This is a genomic window from Streptosporangium sp. NPDC001559, assembly GCF_042893955.1.
Taxonomy (GTDB): domain Bacteria; phylum Actinomycetota; class Actinomycetes; order Streptosporangiales; family Streptosporangiaceae; genus Streptosporangium.
In genome coordinates this window covers 81,170-97,969 of sequence record NZ_JBIAVG010000015.1, presented here as the reverse complement: position 1 = coordinate 97,969, position 16,800 = coordinate 81,170, and the positions used below count along the sequence as shown (strand labels likewise).

General features: G+C 68.3%; 20 protein-coding genes and 1 pseudogene. 14 read left to right on the top strand and 7 right to left on the bottom strand.

Annotation, left to right across the window (positions count from 1 at the left end):
* Positions 1–3: 3 nt before the first annotated feature.
* Positions 4–981, bottom strand: coding sequence for a UDP-glucuronic acid decarboxylase family protein (locus tag ACFYY8_RS29935; protein WP_352014354.1), 978 nt, complete (start codon positions 979–981; stop codon positions 4–6).
* Between the two features lie 767 nt (positions 982–1,748).
* Between ACFYY8_RS29935 and ACFYY8_RS29930 the strand changes: the two genes are divergently transcribed.
* Together ACFYY8_RS29930 and ACFYY8_RS29925 are read left to right on the top strand one after the other, a co-directional pair.
* Positions 1,749–2,543, top strand: a complete 795-nt coding sequence (locus ACFYY8_RS29930; protein WP_390046629.1) for a class I SAM-dependent methyltransferase — start codon at positions 1,749–1,751, stop codon at positions 2,541–2,543.
* A 333-nt stretch (positions 2,544–2,876) separates the two neighbouring features.
* Positions 2,877–3,689: a hypothetical protein gene (locus tag ACFYY8_RS29925; RefSeq protein ID WP_390046627.1), complete on the top strand. Its 813-nt coding sequence runs from the start codon at positions 2,877–2,879 to the stop codon at positions 3,687–3,689.
* A 250-nt stretch (positions 3,690–3,939) separates the two neighbouring features.
* Here the strand turns inward: ACFYY8_RS29925 and ACFYY8_RS29920 are convergent, their stop codons facing one another.
* The 4 genes and pseudogenes from ACFYY8_RS29920 to ACFYY8_RS29905 all read right to left on the bottom strand — a co-directional run bounded on the left by ACFYY8_RS29920 (position 3,940) and on the right by ACFYY8_RS29905 (position 5,989).
* Positions 3,940–4,662 (bottom strand): PP2C family protein-serine/threonine phosphatase, encoded by a 723-nt coding sequence (locus tag ACFYY8_RS29920; protein ID WP_390046625.1) that lies wholly within the window; start codon positions 4,660–4,662, stop codon positions 3,940–3,942.
* Positions 4,659–4,880: a hypothetical protein gene (locus ACFYY8_RS29915; RefSeq protein ID WP_390046623.1), complete on the bottom strand. Its 222-nt coding sequence runs from the start codon at positions 4,878–4,880 to the stop codon at positions 4,659–4,661. Before ACFYY8_RS29915 ends, ACFYY8_RS29920 begins: the two co-directional genes overlap by 4 nt.
* A 452-nt stretch (positions 4,881–5,332) precedes the next feature.
* Positions 5,333–5,479: pseudogene (locus ACFYY8_RS29910) on the bottom strand (GntR family transcriptional regulator); the annotation flags it as partial.
* Positions 5,480–5,500: 21 nt separating this feature from the next.
* Positions 5,501–5,989, bottom strand: coding sequence for a DUF5919 domain-containing protein (locus tag ACFYY8_RS29905; RefSeq protein WP_390046621.1), 489 nt, complete (start codon positions 5,987–5,989; stop codon positions 5,501–5,503).
* A 397-nt stretch (positions 5,990–6,386) separates the two neighbouring features.
* Here ACFYY8_RS29905 and ACFYY8_RS29900 point away from each other — a divergent pair, with 397 nt between their 5' ends.
* The 8 genes from ACFYY8_RS29900 to ACFYY8_RS29865 all read left to right on the top strand — a co-directional run bounded on the left by ACFYY8_RS29900 (position 6,387) and on the right by ACFYY8_RS29865 (position 12,001).
* Positions 6,387–7,043: an HAD family hydrolase gene (locus ACFYY8_RS29900; RefSeq protein ID WP_390046619.1), complete on the top strand. Its 657-nt coding sequence runs from the start codon at positions 6,387–6,389 to the stop codon at positions 7,041–7,043.
* Entirely contained in the window at positions 6,952–8,229 is a 1,278-nt protein-coding gene (locus ACFYY8_RS29895) for a helix-turn-helix domain-containing protein (RefSeq protein ID WP_390046616.1), read from the top strand. Before ACFYY8_RS29900 ends, ACFYY8_RS29895 begins: the two co-directional genes overlap by 92 nt.
* A gap of 895 nt (positions 8,230–9,124) precedes the next feature.
* Positions 9,125–9,346 (top strand): hypothetical protein, encoded by a 222-nt coding sequence (locus ACFYY8_RS29890; protein WP_390046613.1) that lies wholly within the window; start codon positions 9,125–9,127, stop codon positions 9,344–9,346.
* Positions 9,343–9,846 carry a hypothetical protein gene (locus ACFYY8_RS29885; protein WP_390046611.1) on the top strand — a complete coding sequence of 168 codons (504 nt, stop codon included), beginning with the start codon at positions 9,343–9,345 and terminating at the stop codon, positions 9,844–9,846. Before ACFYY8_RS29890 ends, ACFYY8_RS29885 begins: the two co-directional genes overlap by 4 nt.
* A gap of 83 nt (positions 9,847–9,929) precedes the next feature.
* Positions 9,930–10,235 carry a hypothetical protein gene (locus ACFYY8_RS29880; protein WP_390046609.1) on the top strand — a complete coding sequence of 102 codons (306 nt, stop codon included), beginning with the start codon at positions 9,930–9,932 and terminating at the stop codon, positions 10,233–10,235.
* A 389-nt stretch (positions 10,236–10,624) separates the two neighbouring features.
* A complete protein-coding gene (locus tag ACFYY8_RS29875; RefSeq protein ID WP_390046607.1) occupies positions 10,625–10,858 on the top strand; it encodes a hypothetical protein in 234 nt (77 codons plus the stop codon).
* Positions 10,859–10,870: 12 nt separating this feature from the next.
* Complete coding sequence (locus ACFYY8_RS29870; protein WP_352015947.1) at positions 10,871–11,098, top strand: BldC family transcriptional regulator; 228 nt, start codon at positions 10,871–10,873, stop codon at positions 11,096–11,098.
* Between the two features lie 66 nt (positions 11,099–11,164).
* The gene (locus ACFYY8_RS29865) at positions 11,165–12,001 is read left to right on the top strand and encodes an SAM-dependent methyltransferase (protein WP_390046605.1); all 837 of its coding nucleotides are present in this window, start codon (positions 11,165–11,167) and stop codon (positions 11,999–12,001) included.
* An 82-nt stretch (positions 12,002–12,083) separates the two neighbouring features.
* Here the strand turns inward: ACFYY8_RS29865 and ACFYY8_RS29860 are convergent, their stop codons facing one another.
* Both ACFYY8_RS29860 and ACFYY8_RS29855 read right to left on the bottom strand, forming a co-directional pair.
* The gene (locus tag ACFYY8_RS29860; protein WP_390046603.1) at positions 12,084–12,527 is read right to left on the bottom strand and encodes a hypothetical protein; all 444 of its coding nucleotides are present in this window, start codon (positions 12,525–12,527) and stop codon (positions 12,084–12,086) included.
* 81 nt (positions 12,528–12,608) lie between these two features.
* Positions 12,609–13,163, bottom strand: a complete 555-nt coding sequence (locus ACFYY8_RS29855; protein ID WP_390046601.1) for a cysteine hydrolase family protein — start codon at positions 13,161–13,163, stop codon at positions 12,609–12,611.
* Between the two features lie 462 nt (positions 13,164–13,625).
* Between ACFYY8_RS29855 and ACFYY8_RS29850 the strand changes: the two genes are divergently transcribed.
* From ACFYY8_RS29850 to ACFYY8_RS29835, 4 genes are read left to right on the top strand one after another with little or no spacing between them, the layout of a single operon-like run.
* Positions 13,626–14,147, top strand: coding sequence for an EF-hand domain-containing protein (locus ACFYY8_RS29850; protein WP_390046599.1), 522 nt, complete (start codon positions 13,626–13,628; stop codon positions 14,145–14,147).
* Between the two features lie 47 nt (positions 14,148–14,194).
* Positions 14,195–15,250: an isocitrate/isopropylmalate family dehydrogenase gene (locus ACFYY8_RS29845; protein ID WP_352015952.1), complete on the top strand. Its 1,056-nt coding sequence runs from the start codon at positions 14,195–14,197 to the stop codon at positions 15,248–15,250.
* Positions 15,247–15,870, top strand: coding sequence for a cysteine hydrolase family protein (locus ACFYY8_RS29840; RefSeq protein WP_390046597.1), 624 nt, complete (start codon positions 15,247–15,249; stop codon positions 15,868–15,870). Before ACFYY8_RS29845 ends, ACFYY8_RS29840 begins: the two co-directional genes overlap by 4 nt.
* Entirely contained in the window at positions 15,843–16,751 is a 909-nt protein-coding gene (locus ACFYY8_RS29835; RefSeq protein ID WP_390046595.1) for a class I SAM-dependent methyltransferase, read from the top strand. The genes ACFYY8_RS29840 and ACFYY8_RS29835 overlap by 28 nt, the downstream gene beginning before the upstream one ends.
* Positions 16,752–16,800 lie beyond the last annotated feature (49 nt).

Here is a 16,800-nt window from a genome sequence, read left to right as displayed (position 1 = left end):
GTCCTAGGAGACCGCTCCGGCCAGGTTCTCGACGCTCCACAGCCGCGGATGCTCCTGGAACCAGGCGATGGTCTGCCGCAGCCCCTGCTCGACCGGCGTCCTCGGCGCCCAGCCGAGCCGGGTCGTGGCGAGCGTGATGTCAGGACGGCGGATCTCGGGGTCGTCCTGCGGCCGGGGTACGAACGTGACCTGCGAGGCGGTGCCGGTGAGCTCCCTGATCCACTCGGCGAGGTCGAGCATGGAGATCTCGTGCGGGTTGCCGATGTTGACCGGGCCGGGCATGTCCGAGTTGAGCACCCGGAAGACTCCCTCGACCAGATCGTCCACGTAGCAGATCGACCTGGTCTGGCTGCCGTCCCCGGCGACCGTGATCGGCTCACCGAGCAGCGCCTGCCTGACGAACGTCGGGATCGCGCGGCCGTCGAAGGGCCGCATCCTCGGACCGAACGTGTTGAAGATCCGCAGGATCGCGGTGTCCACACCGTGCGCCCTGTGGAAGGCCATGGTCATGGCCTCGGCGAAGCGCTTGGCCTCGTCGTAGACACCACGCGGACCGACCGGGTTCACGTTGCCCCAGTAGGTCTCCGGCTGCGGGTGGACCTGCGGGTCGCCGTACGCCTCGGAGGTCGAGGCGAGGACGAACCGCGCGCCCTTCTCCCTGGCCAGTTCGAGGGCGTTGTACGTGCCGTTCGAGCCGACCCGCAGCGTGTCGATGGGAAGCCGGAGATAGTCGATGGGCGAGGCGGGGGAGGCGAAGTGGAGGACGGCGTCCACCCTTCCCACAACGGCCAGATGCTCGGAGACGTCCGCGCGTACCAGGCGGAAGTGTCCGTCGGTCATGAGGTGTTCGACGTTGGCGACGGCCCCGGTGAGGAAGTTGTCAATGCAGATGACCTGGTACCCCTCGGCCAGAAATCGCTCGCAGAGATGCGAGCCGAGAAATCCGGCACCTCCGGTAATGGCCACGACGGGCCTTATCATGAGATCTTCTGACTTTCCTCTGTGGCCCCGAAGACGGTTATGGGAAACACCTTGGCATTCCTTATTCGCATGTTTTCTGGGTGCGGAAAACTAATTCTGCGCAACCGAAGACGTCGCTGGGTGATGAACGCTTCGTTGAGGGACGGTTAAGAGCGCTCTTGACGTTCCGGAGAGTATTCCGACGGCGGTGTCACCGTCAACACCTTCGTCGCCGAAAGCTGTAAACAAGGTGATATATGCATATATGTCGGACATCTCGGGTGCGGCGGGCGGGCTTTCGCCCGCTGGGCGGAGCGTCGAAAAATGGCCTCTGACCTGGGGTTTTATGGCCCTTCGGGTACGCCTTGATCATTAACGATCACTGTACGTGTGTTTAACGGCGCCCCCGTCAATCATTTGGGTCCGTTGTCATCTGACCCTGACTGTGCATGTGGCGACAACTTTTATCCTCGGACGCCGATTGGCATGTGGAGGACGCTCGCCCCCTCCCCTGACCTCCCCAAACGTCGGTAATCTGCTGCAACGCCCTCGGGTGATGACCTGTCCGGTTTCCGGACAGGAACGTTCCATGAGGAGGTGGCCCCACTTCTCCCCGGCACGCGGAGCGGCGCGTGCCTAAGCCAGGCCGAGGAGCTCTTTTCCCCGGCGCCGCGTCCCCCTTCCCCGCGCCCCCGGAAAATCACCCGGCCGGCCATTTCCTTTAGCTTTCACGCTTTCTTCGTGGAAGAGCGCTCTCCCGCCCTCGGTGCGCCCGGCAGAATGAGGGGATGTCCAGGGAACACCTGAGAACCACCTTCGACACCGTGGCCGTCGACTATCAGAGGGCGCGTCCCGACTATCCGGCCGGTCTGTACGCCGACCTGCTCACGATGACGGGGATCGAACCGCCCGCGAACCTGCTCGAAGTCGGCTGCGGCCCGGGAAAGGCCACCATCCCCCTGGCGAGGCTGGGCTTCCGGATCACGGCGGTCGAGCTCGGCGCGGCCCTCGCCGAGGAGGCAAGGCGCGAACTACGCGACTTCCCCGCCGTCTCGGTGGTCACCGCCCCGTTCGAGACCTGGCGGCCGCGGGACGTCGCCCCCTTCGACCTTCTCTACGCGGCCACCGCGTGGAAGTGGGTCGACCCCCGGCTGAAGTACGACAGGGCCGCCGCCCTGCTGCCCTCCGGCGGCCACCTGGCCGTGTGGGACGCCCAGCACGCCTTCCCCGAGGACTTCGACCCCTTCTTCACCGAGATCCAGCGGGTCTACGACGAGATGGGGGAGGGTGACGGCGCGGCCTGGCCACCACCGACGCCCGAGGAACAGCCCGACCCGACCGCGGCCGAGTTCGAGGACTCCGGACTGTTCACGGTCGTCGGGACGCGACGCCACGTGTGGGCGCGGGAGTACACCGCCGAGGAGTACATCGCGCTGCTGGACACCTTCTCCGGCCACATCGCCATGCAGGCGTCCAAGCGCGAACACCTCTACGGGGAGGTGCGCCGCCTGCTGGCCGTACGCCCGGACGGCCGGCTGACCCGCCACTGGCTGGCCATTCTCACCGTCGGCCGCCGCCTGTGACGGTGATGGGCGACCCACCGTCTGCGGTCTCGGACCGCGCACCCTTCAGGGTGAGGAGCAGCCGAGAGTTGAAGCCGCAGTTCGGTTGGGGTGGTGAGTGGGCCTGAGCCCGCGCATGGCGAGCCTGACCAACGGGCCCACGCCCCGGCCCCGGCCCCGTCCGGCGGCGACCAGCAGGCCCGGCAACGGACCAACCCCCTGCCGCTCATACCGGACGGCAGGGGAAAATCCCTCCTTCGCCACCACCCATTTCAATTACTCTGCGTGTTTGATTTGTGCGTATGAGGCATGACAACCTTGGCATTCTCGTCTCACTGATCACCTGGAGTAACCGTGGGCCGTCCTCGCTTGGCCGCGCTCGGCGCCCTGTTCGCCACCATCCTTTGCGCCGGGGAGACCTCGGCCGACACGGAACCCGTCCCCGCCCAGGCTCCGCACACGATCACCGTGGGCATCCCTCATACCGTGGGCCCGCACTCGGCGGGCACGAGTAACGTCCCCTGCCAGGGAGGACGGTTCCCCTCGGGAGGAGGCGTGCTCACCACGAGCAACGGGGTGTTCCTGACCGCCACATGGCCCAGCGGAATCGGCTGGGACGGTGACGTCTACAACGAGACCGACACGCCGCAGACCTTCACCCCCGTGGCGATCTGCACTCTCCAGCGCCACACGACCCGGTTCGGCACCTCCGTCAACGTGCCGCCGGGGCAGACGGCGACCGTCCGCGCGACCTGCGACCCGGGACAGGTGGCCACCGGCGGCGGGCCGAACGCGGGCGCCCGCGGTACGGGGTCCGACAGCGGACAGGCCTACATCAGCCAGTCGTCCGACATCGGCCAGCAGTGGGTCGGCCGGGTCACCAACCACGGCCCCCGCTTCATGATTCTGCAGACCTACGTGCGGTGCGCCGACACGCCCCACACCGCCTACGCCAGCGGTCCGACCCGGCTGGCACAGGGCGCCACGGGCACCGCCCACGTCGAGTGCGGACCCGGTGAGGTGCCGACCGGGGGCGGCGGACTGGGCAATCCGGCGGTCGATTTCAACGAGTCGTTCCCGACGACCACCGGATGGACCGTGCGCGCCACCAACCACGGCTCCGTTCCGCTGGACCTGTTCGCCCGGGTGACCTGTACTCGACCCTGACCCAAGGACGCCCACACCGGCCTGACCGTCCAGAGGAACGAAGCGTCGGCTCTCAGGCGATCAGGAGGAAACAGAGGCCACTCGATCATCAGCCCTGTCTTTGGAGTCATAAGACCGTGTCCTGTGTGGTGAGTCGGCGGGCGACGAAGGATGCGAGCGGTCTACTCGGCGTTCGTAGCGGCGGCAGCCGGACAGCCGAGAGACGGTTCGTTCGACGGCCCGGCGTCGTACGGGCTGGTACGGCCTGCGGTCAGGAGGCGGGTTTCATGTCGATGACGATCACGGTGACGTTGTCGGGGCCGCCGTGGTCGAGGGCCAGGGTGATGAGGTGGTCGGCGATCTGGGGTGGGTCAGCGGGTGCGCGCAGAGCCTCGGTGAGGAGTTTGCCGGGTACGGCCTCGGTGAGGCCGTCCGAGCACAGCAGGAACCGGTCGCCGGGATAGAGGGTGTGGGTGGTCAGGTCGGGGGAGCGTCCTTCGGGGCGGCCGTCGAGGAAGCGGGCGATGCGGGCGGGCAGGTTCGGTACGGCGTCGGCGTCGGCGATGAGGTTCCGGTAGGTGTGGTCCTCGGTGAGGCGCCGTAGCGGCGTGCCGGGGGTGGCGTGGGCGGGCAGCAGGTAGGCGCGCGAGTCGCCGACATTGGCCACGACGGCGGTGGCGCCCGACCACATCAGGGCCACGAGGGTGGTGCCCATTCCGGTCAGGGTGGGGTCGGCGGTGATGGCCTCACGCAGGGTCCCGCCGGCGGTGTGGATGGCGCCGCCGAGCAGGTGGGGCAGATCGGCGGCGTCGGCCGGGCGGTCGCAGGGGCGTAGGACGTCGATCACGGTCTGGGCGGCGACGTCGCCTGCGGGGTGGCCGCCCAGGCCGTCGGCGACGGCGAACAGGTGGGTTCCGGCGTAGGCGGCGTCCTCGTTGCGGCGGCGGACGTGGCCGACGTGGGTCCGGGTGGCGGCGTGGGCGGTGAGGGTCATGGCTGCTCACCGTCACCGTCTGTGGGGTTGGGCCAGGGGGGCTGGGCGGATTCGTCGCGGTGCAGGACGTGTACGGTCTCCACCCGGTCGCTGGCCACGACGTATTCGGTGACCTCGATGGGCTGGTCGTCACCTCCGGAGACGCCTTGGCGGACGATCTCCAGGACGGGCAGGCTGGTGGGGATCTCCAGCAGGGCGGCCTCGTCCTTGGTGGGCATGCGGGCGCGATGAAATTCGATCCAGCTGATGGGCCAGTGTCCGGCCTGTTCCAGCGGTACAGCCAGTCGCCCGGTCCGGTGGCCTGGCCGGTCACCTCAGGGGCGTCGGTCAGGCCGCGGGGGTGGATCCAGGAGACGGCGATCTGGAACGGCGGCTCCGACTGCGGGCCGGTGACACGGAAGCGACGGGTCACCGTCGTGCCGGGCGGGACACCGAGCAGTTTGGCGATACGCGGATCGGTCAGGGGCTCGGCGGACACCGTGGGAGGGACGTGGTGTTTCCAGACCTCCTGCCCGGATGCTGAGGGGAAGGAGTAGCCGGGGCCGTCGGTGGCGACGTTGCGTTTGACAAGGTTGCCGCGTGGCCTGCGCAACCGCATCATGCCGTGCCGGACGATGATCCCTCGCCCCTGGACCGCCCAGACATACCCCTCGGATTCCAGGACGCCGATGGCCCGGCCGATGGTGTCGCGGTTGGCGCCGTACTGCGCGGCGAAGTCATCCAGGCGCGGCAGCCTGGCCCCGGGTTCCCACTCACCTGCTTCGATCCGTGTCCGGATTTGCGTGGCAAGGTCCCGGTAGCGCGAATGTAGGGCCATCGTGCGGCTCTCCTGCTGGGTTCAGGGGGCGGCGGGTTCGTTGGTCCAGATGTCGCGGCCGTGTTGCCACAGTTCGTTGACGTGGTAGGCGAAGCGGTCGTAGAGGCCGTCGTCCTGGTGGCGTTTGAGGTGCAGCATCGGGGAGTCGTGGCCGACGAGGTTGGCCAGGTGCGGGGTGACGAGCATCTCGTCGTCGAACTGGAAGACCGACAGGGCGATGTGTTCGTCGCCGAAGCGGGCCTCGATGCCGGAGAGGTTCTTGAGGGGGTCGAGTTCGGCCAGGGTGATGCGGATGCGGGTGGAGACGGTCAGCGGTACGGCTTCGGCCTGTTCGCGGCGGCGGGTGACGTCGCTGTCGGGGTCGCCGATGAGGAAGCGGACGCGGCAGCCCTGTTCGGCCTTACGTTTGAGGACTTTGGCGAAGTTGGGGTGTTCCAGCCAGAGGAAGTAGTTGGTGTATCCGGCCAGGATGATGGTTGAGGTGGCGTTGGTGATCAGGGAACGCCACACGCTTTTGGGGCAGGCGGATCGGTAGGGGTAGACAGACAGGACCTCGCGGTCCGGGCCGGTTTTGACCGTGTTACGTATCGCATCGGGCCACAGCACGGACTCATCCACTTTCAACGCTTCAGAGGCGGCCCACCGGTGGCGTGGGTGGGGCACGCGCCCCTCGTCCGTCAGCCAGGGTTTCCGATTCCTCCGGTGCGAGCAACCCCCCTGACATGGACAAGGCCCTGGCGCCGTACGGTGCCAGGGCCTCGCGGGGAGGGTGAGGGGATCAGGCGTCGAAAGCGCCGGTGTTCACGTAGCCGATGAACGATCGCCATTGGGCAGGGGTGAAGGTCAGGGCAGGAGGGGTTCGACGCCTTCCGGGCCGTTCTTGGAGGGGTGGCTTACCCTGCCAGGTGTGATCAGGGTTGTGGTGTTCGACATCGGTGAGACGCTTGTTCGGGATGATCGTTATTGGGCGTCCTGGGCTGATTGGCTGGGGGTTTCCCGGCACACTCTGTCGGCTCTGGTCGGTGCGGTGACGGCGATGGGGCTGGACAACGCGGAGGCGATCCGGCTGTTGCGTCCCGGGGTGGATCTGTATGCCGAGCGGCGGGCCCGGGAGGAGGCCGGACGCGGGGAGTTCCTTGACGAGAGCGATCTGTATCCCGATGTGCGGCCGGGGTTTCGGGCGTTGCGGGAGGCAGGGGTGCGGGTGTGTGTGGCCGGTAACCAGACGGCCAGGGCCGGGGATCTCGTGCGTGGCCTTGGCCTGCCCGCCGATGAGATCGCCGTCTCGGAGGAGTGGGGGGTGGCGAAGCCGGACCCGGAGTTCTTCCGACGTGTCGTCGAGCTGGGGCGGGCGGCACCGGAGGAGACGGTTTACGTGGGGGACCATCCGGCCAACGACATCGTTCCGGCCAGGGCGGCGGGTTTGCGGACGTGCCTGATCAGGCGAGGCCCATGGGGGCACCTGTGGGGAAATGATTCGACCATTCTGGAGTCGGTTGATTGGCGAATCGATAACATTCTGGAACTGCCTTCTCTTCTCCATGGAAGTTCCGAATGGAGCTGAAATGTCCCCCGCAACGCCTGGTGACGGTTTGGGGAAACGTATAGCCGCGATTCGCGGTGCGCGACGTATGACCCAGGCCGACCTTGCGCACGCGTCCAATGTCTCTCTGAGCATGATCCGTAAACTTGAGCAAGGCGTTCGCGACCCCAGCGACGGTGTACTGGAATCCATAGCGGCGGCCCTGGGGGTCGAACCCTCACGCTTGCTCGGCAACACCACACGTTTCGACGGGCGTGTTCATGACGCCATCCCACTCCTGCGCACGGTCATAGCCTCCTACGACCTTCCGGAAGACGGCCAGGTACGCCCTGCCCACCAGCTACAGGCAGCCGTGAGCGAAGCGGTCCAGCGTCGTCTGAACTCGCAGTATGTCCGCCTGTCCGCAACGCTTCCCGACCTGGTCTCAGAACTTATCCGCGGACTTCACACAGCAGTCGATCCGGCGCGTTCCGGCATCGCCGCATTGCTTGTCGCCACCTATCGGTCCGCTGACGCGATAGCGTACAAATACGGCTATCACGATTTGTCGGCGCGTCTGATCGAGCTGATGCGAAGCGCTTCCGGTATCGCTGACGATCCGCTGCTTGTGGCGTCAACGGCCTACGTGCGGACGGAGATCTTCTTCGCCGCCCAGGCGTACAGCGCCGGATTGCGTGCCATTGAATCAGAGATCGATCGTCTTCCGGCGACACAACAGCGTCAGCGGCTGGGAGTTCTGGGGTCTCTTCATATGCGTGCAGCCGTTGTCGCGGCCCGCGCTCGAAACCCTGAAAGCGCGATGGAGCATCTGGCCGAGGCCAGGCACTTCGGCGATCTCATTCCTGAGGGGATCTACTACGGCACGGCCTTCGGCCCAAGCTCGGTCCGTATCCACGAAGTCTCCGTCGCCGTCAGTCTCGGAGATCGCTACCTGCGATCCGCTCTTGAGATCGGCGACACCTGGGCACCTCCACCTGAGATTCCCGCCGAACGCCGAAGCGGCTACTACGTAGAACTGGCCCGTGCGCAGTTGTGGGCCGGTCACAAAGAGGCGTCTTTCGAGTCGCTGAGGATGGCCCGGCGTCTCGCGCCTCAGCACACACGCGAGCATCAATGGGTCCAGGAAGACGTTGAGACCCTGCTTCGCCTGTACCGGATGAGCAATGAGAGCTTGATCGGTTTCGCCGAATGGGTGGGCGTGGCCTGAAGATGATCAAGGTGACACAGGATGTGTCACTTCCCGGGGGTTGACTGAAACACCATGGGGCCGTCCGAAACCCCGTGCGACCAGCGGCGACCTTATCGACGCAGGCGCGCAAAGACCGACCCGCCCGGTGCTCGTCACGTCCGGACGGGGCCTTGACCAGGAGGGTCCCCGACCCGTGACCAACCCCAGCACGTCAGCTCTCGATCGAACCCGACCACCCCGAAGCAACTGCGGCTGCTTCGCCGACACTGTCCCCCTGCCCATGGGGTGCGCTCGTTGCGGCCACTCCCCGTACGCCCACGGGTGTTCACACCAGGACGAACACGACTACGTGCAGCCGTCCGGGGTGTTGATGAACGCCCGTCTCCAGGCCCGTCGCGAGTACGGTCCGCAGCTCCTCCCGGCACCTCGGCCTCCGGTGGAGGTCGCGCCCGCCGAGGTGATTCCGCTGGTGCCCGCCCAGCGTCGGCCCGATCCTGACCCTGAGCCGGAGGCGCCCGCGATGGTCCCGGCTGCGAACGCCGTACCGGATGGTGCCGACGAGACGCCGGAGTTCGTGGACGAGGCGGCCGTCTCTCCGGAGCGGGTTCCAGAGTCTGCGCCCGTTGTGCGGGCACGGCCTGTTCGGACGCCGCTGCCTCGGCGAACCCGGCGCCCCGTTCCCGGTGCTCCCCGGTCTGGGATCTCCTGGGCAAGGCTGCGTCAGCCCGGCCACTTCGGTGTACGGCCCGCGAGCGGCGGGCCGTACCGGCGCGGAGACCGATGTCGCGTTCCCCATGCTCGTACGGCCTGTCGGCCGGTTCGGGTTTCGGCTGTTCCTTGTCCCGCAGGGCAGGCCCGTCTGGCGAGCACCCTGGCCAGACATGCCTCTGATCGGATCACGGAGGTCCAGATCATGCAGCACATCCCCAGCCGCCCGGTGATCCCGGGCTGGCGGTTGATCGTCAGTGACGCGGGCCGGTTCTGGGCCTTCCGCAACCACCTCTTTCCCCGCGCCGCCGTACGGGCCGGGGCGCAGTCGGCGGTGGACGCCGACACCTTCGACGAGGTCCAGGCCGTCATCGCCGAGCAGGAGGAGAAGGCCCGCGTCGCTCTGGTCGAGGAGGTCACCTCGTGACCGGACGGCACCGTGACGGCCTGCCGTACGCGCCGGTGTATCGGCGGGTGTGGGACGGTCCGGCGCGGGCGGAGGCCGAGCGGATCGACCAGGCCTGGGTGGACTGGACGGTGCTCTACAGCCTGGGACGACGCGCCTTCTACGCGGTGGCCTCCTGGGACGGTCCCCGGCCGGTGATCGTCGAGGACCCCACCTCCGAGGGGTTGGAGGAGCGGATGCGGGAGGCCGAGATGATCAAGGCGATGCGGCTCGCGGTTCCCACGCCGAAGGCTTCTCCGGCGCCGGTTCGGCGTAGGAGGGGCGGGGTCGGCCGTCCGCCCTCTGGGACGCGGAACGAGGTGGTCGGTGGGGAGCGGGGCTCGCCGGGCGGAGAGACGGTATCTGCCAGGGGACGGCCTTCGTCAGGTGAGGCAATGGTGTCCGCCGGGGCACGGCGTTCACCGAGTGAAGGAACGGTGTCCGCTGGGGATCGGCGTTCGCCGGGTGGGAGGGCGGCATGATGCTGTCGGCCTGGGCTCCGCGTCAAGTTACTGAATTTTCAGATCGAACCTGTAACTCCGTGCAGGCGGCGCACCCCGGTTGGTTGGTTTTCCACAGCTCGCGGTCCGGGTTGTGGAGCGCCTACCGGAACGCCCTGTCCGGCAAGCCGTACCCCGGCGACGTGTTGTTGGTGCGGGCCGGGTCGGCCGAGGAGTTGGACCGCAAGTTGGCCGCTCAGGTGTCCCCAGTGGTGCCGCCCAGCATCAAGGCCGTCGCCGTCGCCCGCGCTCTGCAGACCGTTCGGGCCAGGCAGATGGCCCGGGTCTCCCGGGTTGTTCAGGCCGTATGCCCTGGTCAGGCCGCTCAGCCGGGTCAGGCTACGGCGTTGCGCAGACTCCTGCGCTCCTGAAGCCGGTACGGCGGGCGGTGGAACGTCATCCCACCCGCTGCTCGCCGTACCTCCTAAGCGTGCGGCTCAGGTAGGAGGGACCTGGGCCGCACACCTCCGCGAGACGGCTCCCATGCACGCTCTGAGCGTGTTGGGGAAGAGGGAGCCGTCTGGCGCACCGGCTTTCCCTGCGGAAGGCCGGTCCTCCTCCAGGGTGCCCGGCCAAGTGCTCCCCGGCTCGGGGCCGGGCACCCGCTCCCTCCCCGTCTTCACCAGGGCTTTCCCTCGTCTGCCCAAGGACCACCGCACGGTTCGAATGACCAGGAGACCCGGCTGGGTGAGGCCCGGACGAAGGACCTCCCGGCCTGAACGACGTGTGTTCCCTGTCCGCCCTCCGAACCAGGACGACCATGACCGACGACGAGCGACGCCTGATCGACCTGCTCATCAGCACCCACCCCGCCTGGCGGTACGAACAGCACGACCTGCCCGGGCTGCCCCGCTGGTGGGCCGTCCGCTACGAACCCCTGCGCCTCGACCAGCGCGGAGCCGGAGCCCGGGACGTGCTCGGCCGTACGACCTTGCACCGGCTGGCCAGGGCGTTGGCCCGGCACGACCAGATCCTGCACACCCTCCGCTACTGAAAGAGAGTTCCCATGTCTCCGCTCAAGGCCGTAGCCCCCGACGGCACCTTCTCCACCGGGCCGGACACCACCGAACGACTTCTCACCCCCGGCGAGGTCGCCAGGATCTTCGGCGTGGACCCGAAGACCGTCAACCGCTGGGCGCTGACCGGGAAGATCCCCTCGGTCAGGACCCCCAGTCGCCAACGCCGCTACCGGGAAACCGACATCAAGGCCCTTCTCGACGCTTCGGCTTGTTGAGAGGGGCGGCAAATGTGGTTGTGACGCTAGTTGTGGCCGGTTGGGGACACGGGGTGAGGTTGGTGTGTGGACGGTGAGGACTTACCGGGGCATCCCGGGCCGCCTGACTCCCGCAGGCGGGACACAACAGCTGACGGACCGACCGTGGCACGGCTGTACAACGCCTACCTGGACAGCGAGGGCACCGACGCGGTCGATCACGAAGCCGCCGACGACCTGCTGCGCCGTGCGCCTGATCTCAAGCCGGTCGCGCGCGCCAACCGCGAGTTCTTGGCGCGCGCGGTTGGCTACCTGGCCGGTGAGGCCGGGATCGACCAGTTCGTCGACCTGGGCACGGGGCTGCCCACCCACCCCAACGTTCACCAGGTGGCTCGCGAGAGGCGACCGCAGGCGCGGGTGGTGTACGTCGACAACGACCCGGCCGTGTTCGAGCGTGGCCGTACGGTGCTGGATGACGGTGAGCGCACGGCGATGATCCAGGCGGACATCCGTCGGCCATGGACGGTCATCGACGACCCCCGGACCCGGTTGTTGATCGACTGGAGTCGGCCGGTCGCCGTACTGATGTCGTCGGTGCTGCATTTCCTCACCTCGCCCGAACCGATCGTGGCGGCCTTCCGCGAGGTCATGACGCCGGGAAGCCACCTGGTGATCTCGCACGCCACCGACACCACCAGCCGGGCCGACGGAGTGATGGAGATCCAGCGGCTGTACCGGTCGGCCGGACTGACCGTCGAGATCCGCCCCCGCCGACGCATCGAAGAGCTGTTCAGCGGCTTGGCACTCGTCGCGCCCGGGCTGGTCCCGGCGTCGTACTGGCGGCCGGAGGCTGAGATCCCGCTCGAGCAGCAGGGTGATCGGGTCTGGATGCTGGCCGGAGTCGCGCGAGTACGGGACGGGTAGGGCCTACCCGCTCGCGGTCTTGACGGCGAAGGCGTTCGATGGGTTCCAGCCCTCTCCGGCGCGCCCCGGCGGACGTTCGCCGTCAGGCGCGGTGCCGTCGCCTTCTGAGCAGCAGGGTCACGCAGATGCCCAGGCACGCCAGCCCTGCCACGGTCGTGATCACCGTGCCGGCCAGCGCGTACTCCTGCACGGCTTTCTGGTGTGCGGCCATCTCGGCGAAGGTCGAGGGCACGCAGTCCGCGCCGACGGGACAGCGTGGCGGATCGTCGGCGTCGAGCTTGCCGAAGCTTTCGTCCGCCTGGACGAAGACGCCCGCACCGGTCGCGGCCAGCAGGAACGCCGCGACGCAGGCTCGGCCCCACCACGCCGGCGTCCGCCAGGCGGCGGGCTGCCCGGCTCGGCGGCGGCGTACGGCGGACACCCGCAGGCCGACCACCATCGCGGCGGCGACCACGGCCAGCAGGGGCCAGGCGATCGCCGCCACCAGCAGGGCGATGAACAGGGCCGCCCCGAGCCAGTCGAACATGGCGGACAAAGTAGCACTTCATGCCCTGGTCTTCGGGCGGCCCTCGTTCCACTCCGCCAGGCCCAGGTAGCCGGGGGCAGGTCAGGTGGCGTCGAAGGTGACCTTCGCGGTCTCCACGGTCGACGCGTGGCGGCCGGGGGCGCTCTGCCAGTGCCAGTAGAGGTTGGTGTGGGCGATGACCTGCGCGGCGGAGGGCATGCCCTCTCCGGCGTCGTCCGTCGTGTGCGCGTCGCTGACGAGTGTCACGTCGTAGCCACGGGTGAAGGCGCCGTGCATGGTCGAGCGGATGCACGCGTCGGTCTGCGCGCCGGTGACGACGAGATGACCGACTCCGTGTTCGGCCAGGAGCTCCTCAAGGTCGGTGGCCTCGAAGGAGTCGCCGTAGTTCTTGTGGACCACGGGCTCGGCGTCGCGACGGGTGAGTTCGGGGACGTACCGCCACTCGTCGCTGTCACGCTGGAGGTGCTCGTCGGAGTGCTGCACCCAGACCACGGGCACGTCCTGCGCGCGGGCCCTGTCGACCAGGTCGTTGATGTTCGCGATGACGCCGTCACGGTTGTGCGCGTCCGCGACCACGCCGTTCTGGACATCGATCACCAGCAGGGCGGTGTTCGGGCGATTGGGCAGGGTTGTCACGTGAGCCTCCTTTTCGTGCTCCCCCCACGCTAGACCACCCCACCGACGGTTTCGGCGCCCCCGTCCGGCCGACGATTTCATCGCCGCCTCTCGAACCTCTGTGAAACATGAAAAAATTTCAGCGTTGAATCACAGCAGCAAGTCCTGATAAATCATGGAAAAGATGGTTTTTTAAGGCGCTTACGGGGTCCTCCGGGAGAGGGTCTCGGTGTTCTCGTCGCTGAACGACCGGCCGTTACCGGTAGGGCTCTGAGCTGGGTGAACGATGCCCATTGGCCGAGGGGTGCGCAGGAGGAGCCGCATAGTAGTTCATGATATTCGCTATTTGGGGGATTTGTTCCTTCGGTCCTCTTGGTTATCGGTCGGATGGTAAACGCGTGGTCACGGTGTGGCATAATCGCGTGCGGTCCGGCCTCCGGCTTGGCCTTTTCACGAATGGCGCTGAAAGAAAGGTGGCAGAGCATGCAGAAAGCGGCCCTTGACCGGGTGAGGCTCGTCTTCACCCTGCTCGACGCCGACGGCACCGGCTACCTGGAGGCCGGTGACTTCGAGCTCATGGCGAGCCGGGTCATCGCGGCCTCCCCCGACTCGGGCGACGTCGCCAAGGCCGCCGTCCTGGCCGCCTTCCGGCGCTACTGGACGACCCTGGCCGCCGAGCTGGACGCCAACCGCGACGGTCGCATCAGCTTCGACGAGTACGTCGCGTGCGTGCTCTCCCCGGAGCGCTTCGACGAGGCCATCGGCGACTTCGCCGAGGCGCTGGCCAGGCTGGGCGACCCGGACGGCGACGGGTTCATCGGGCGGGACGACTTCGTGGCGCTCATGACGGCCATCGGGTTCGCGCCCACGAACATCCACGCGCTCTTCGACGCCTTCGGCCCCTCGGACGCCGACCAGATCCCCGTCCCGGTCTGGGCCACCGGCATCAAGGACTACTACAGCCCGGAGAAGACCGACATCCCAGGTGACCACCTGGTCGGCTGACCAGCCGAACCCCCACGTCCGGCCTTCGTCGACACCAGGAGCAACAGGTGGAACCAGTCATCGGACTCGCCGTGGGCCAGGGGACGGGCCCCGAACTCGCGGCCGTCTTCGAACGGGTGCTGACCGGCATCGCCGACACGCACTCCGTCGGCATCGACCTCACCCGGTCGGAAAGGCTCTACCACTCGTACTCGTCGCTGAGGGCCGGCGCCGGGGTCGAGCAGATCCGCGAACTCACGCGGCAGGACGCCGACCACTACGCGGAGTTCTGCCGCACGCGGGCCGCCCTCGGCGTCCCGGCCGTCTTCCGTACGGCGATCAACGCCCAGTCGCTCTACCTCGTCCGCCAGCGCCTGCGCGCGGTCAAGGTCGACGCCATCACCACCCCGGAGACGTCGTTGCTGCTGGTCAGGGACGAGGCCCAGGGCTTCTACACCGGGGAGAACACCCACGCCCCCGGCTTCCTCGTGCGCACCATGGCGTTCAGCCGGGACATCACCGAGCAGGTCATCGCCTTCGCCGTACGGCGCGCGCGGCAGGAGTGGCCGGACGGCGGAGCCGAGCGGATCATCATGGCCTACAAGTTCCACCTGCTCGACGGCGCCCTCGACGAGTGGGTGGCCGAGAGCGCCGCGCGGCACGGCGTCGAGATCGACCTGTTCCAGCCGGACACGGTGAACCGCAACCTGATCGAGTACGGCCCACGCCCCCGCACGATGATCATCGCGGGCAACGAGTGGGCCGACATCATGCACGTGGTCCTGCTCGACCGCTTCGGCTCGGAGCGCCAGGAGAACCGCTGCACGGAGAACGTCTACCTGCACCCCGAGGCGGCCGGGCTGGTCGAGTACCAGACCGTGCACGGCTCCGCCGACGACCTGGCCGGGAAGGACACGGTCAACCCGGTGGCGACCGTACGGGCCGCGGCGGCGATCGCCGAACGGCACGCGGGCTGCGCCGGAGCGGTGCGGATGGTCGAGCGCGGCCTCGAATCCCTCGCCCGACAGGGCGTCGGCACCCCTGACCTCGGCGGACGTCACTCCACGACGGCCGTGGTCGAGGCGCTGCTGGAGACGTTCGAGGCCCCGCCGGTGGAGTCGTGACGGCCACGGCCCTGGTCGTCGTGGACCTGCAGAACGACTTCTGCGCCGGTCCCAGGGCGCTGGCCCGTTACCCGGGCGACCCCACCAGGCTGGAGGTCGTCGCGGCGAACACCGCGCTGGCCGTCAGCCGGGCGCGGGCCCACGGCACCGAGGTGGTCTTCGTCCGCTTCGTCGGTGACGTCGAGCACCAGGGGCCCAGCTGGCGGCGCCGCGACCGCGCGCTGGGCAAACAGCCCAAATGCCTGGAGGGCTCGTGGGGTGCGGAGTTCCGTATGGTCTCACCGGAGCCGGGGGAGCGGGTCTTCACCAAGCGGGCGTGCTTCGACGCCTTCCTCAGCGAGGGGTTCGAGCGGCACCTCGTCAGCCGTGGGGTAGAACGGCTCGTCCTCGCCGGGCTGTACGCCGACGTCTGCGTCGACTCCACCGCCAGGACCGCCTTCCAGAAGGGGTTCCACATCACGGTGCTGACCGACTGCACCACCGGCCTGCACCTGCAGGACGTGGACATCCTGCGCTTCATGCGCGTTCTGTACGGCGCCTACCTCGCCACCCACGACCATCCGTGGACGCCTTCCGGGGAAGAGGTGAGAGCATGCCGTACACCCGGGACGAAGGCCTGACCTCGGCCGTAGGCGTCGGCGTCGAGGAGGGGGTCGGCCTGACCGCCCTCATGGTGGCCGCCGCGCGGGCGATCGAGACCCACCGGCCTGACTCCCTGGCGGGCGACCCCTACGCCGAGCACTTCGTGCGGGCCGCCACCGTCTCGGCCGGTTGGCCGGTGCGCCCCGAGCAGGTTCCCGACGGGGACGCCGACCCCCTGTGGGGCAGACTGGGACGTTACTTCGGCCTGCGCACCCGGGTCATCGACGACTTCCTCGTCAACACGGCCCGCGCGGGCGTGCGGCAGGTCGTCCTGTTCGGGGCGGGTCTCGACACGCGGGCCTTCCGGCTCGACTGGCCGCCGGGCCTGGTCGTCCACGAGATCGACCGGGACGGCGTCCTGGCGTTCAAGCACCGGGTGCTGGACGGCCTCTCCGCCGCCCCGAAGGCCACGCGCCGCGTGATCGCGGCCGACCTGCGGGACGACTGGGTCCGGCCACTGGCCGAGGCGGGGTTCGACCCGGCCGTGCCGACCGCCTGGCTGGCCGAGGGGCTGCTGCTCTATCTTCCGCCGTGGGCCGAGCGGGGACTCGTCGAGAGCGTGAACCGGCTGAGCGCCCCGGGAAGCGTCCTGGCCTGTGAGGTCAAGCTCGGGTTGGAGTCGCCGCAGGTCCGGGCCAGTCCCGTCTACACCGTGGCCAGACAGCGGATCGGCGTCGATCTCCTCGCCCTGTTCGACGGGGAGCCCCGCCCCGACTCCGTCGGCCACCTGAAGGAACTCGGCTGGGCGACCACGGTCCGCACCCCCTTCGACTTCGCCTACCACTACGGCCGGGGCCCGCTCCCCGTGCCGAACGACTCCCTGGCGAGCAACCGTTGGATATTCGCCGGAAAGTCCTGACACGGCACCTGATCACGGGAGAGAGCCGCCGGGATCGCCGACGGTGATG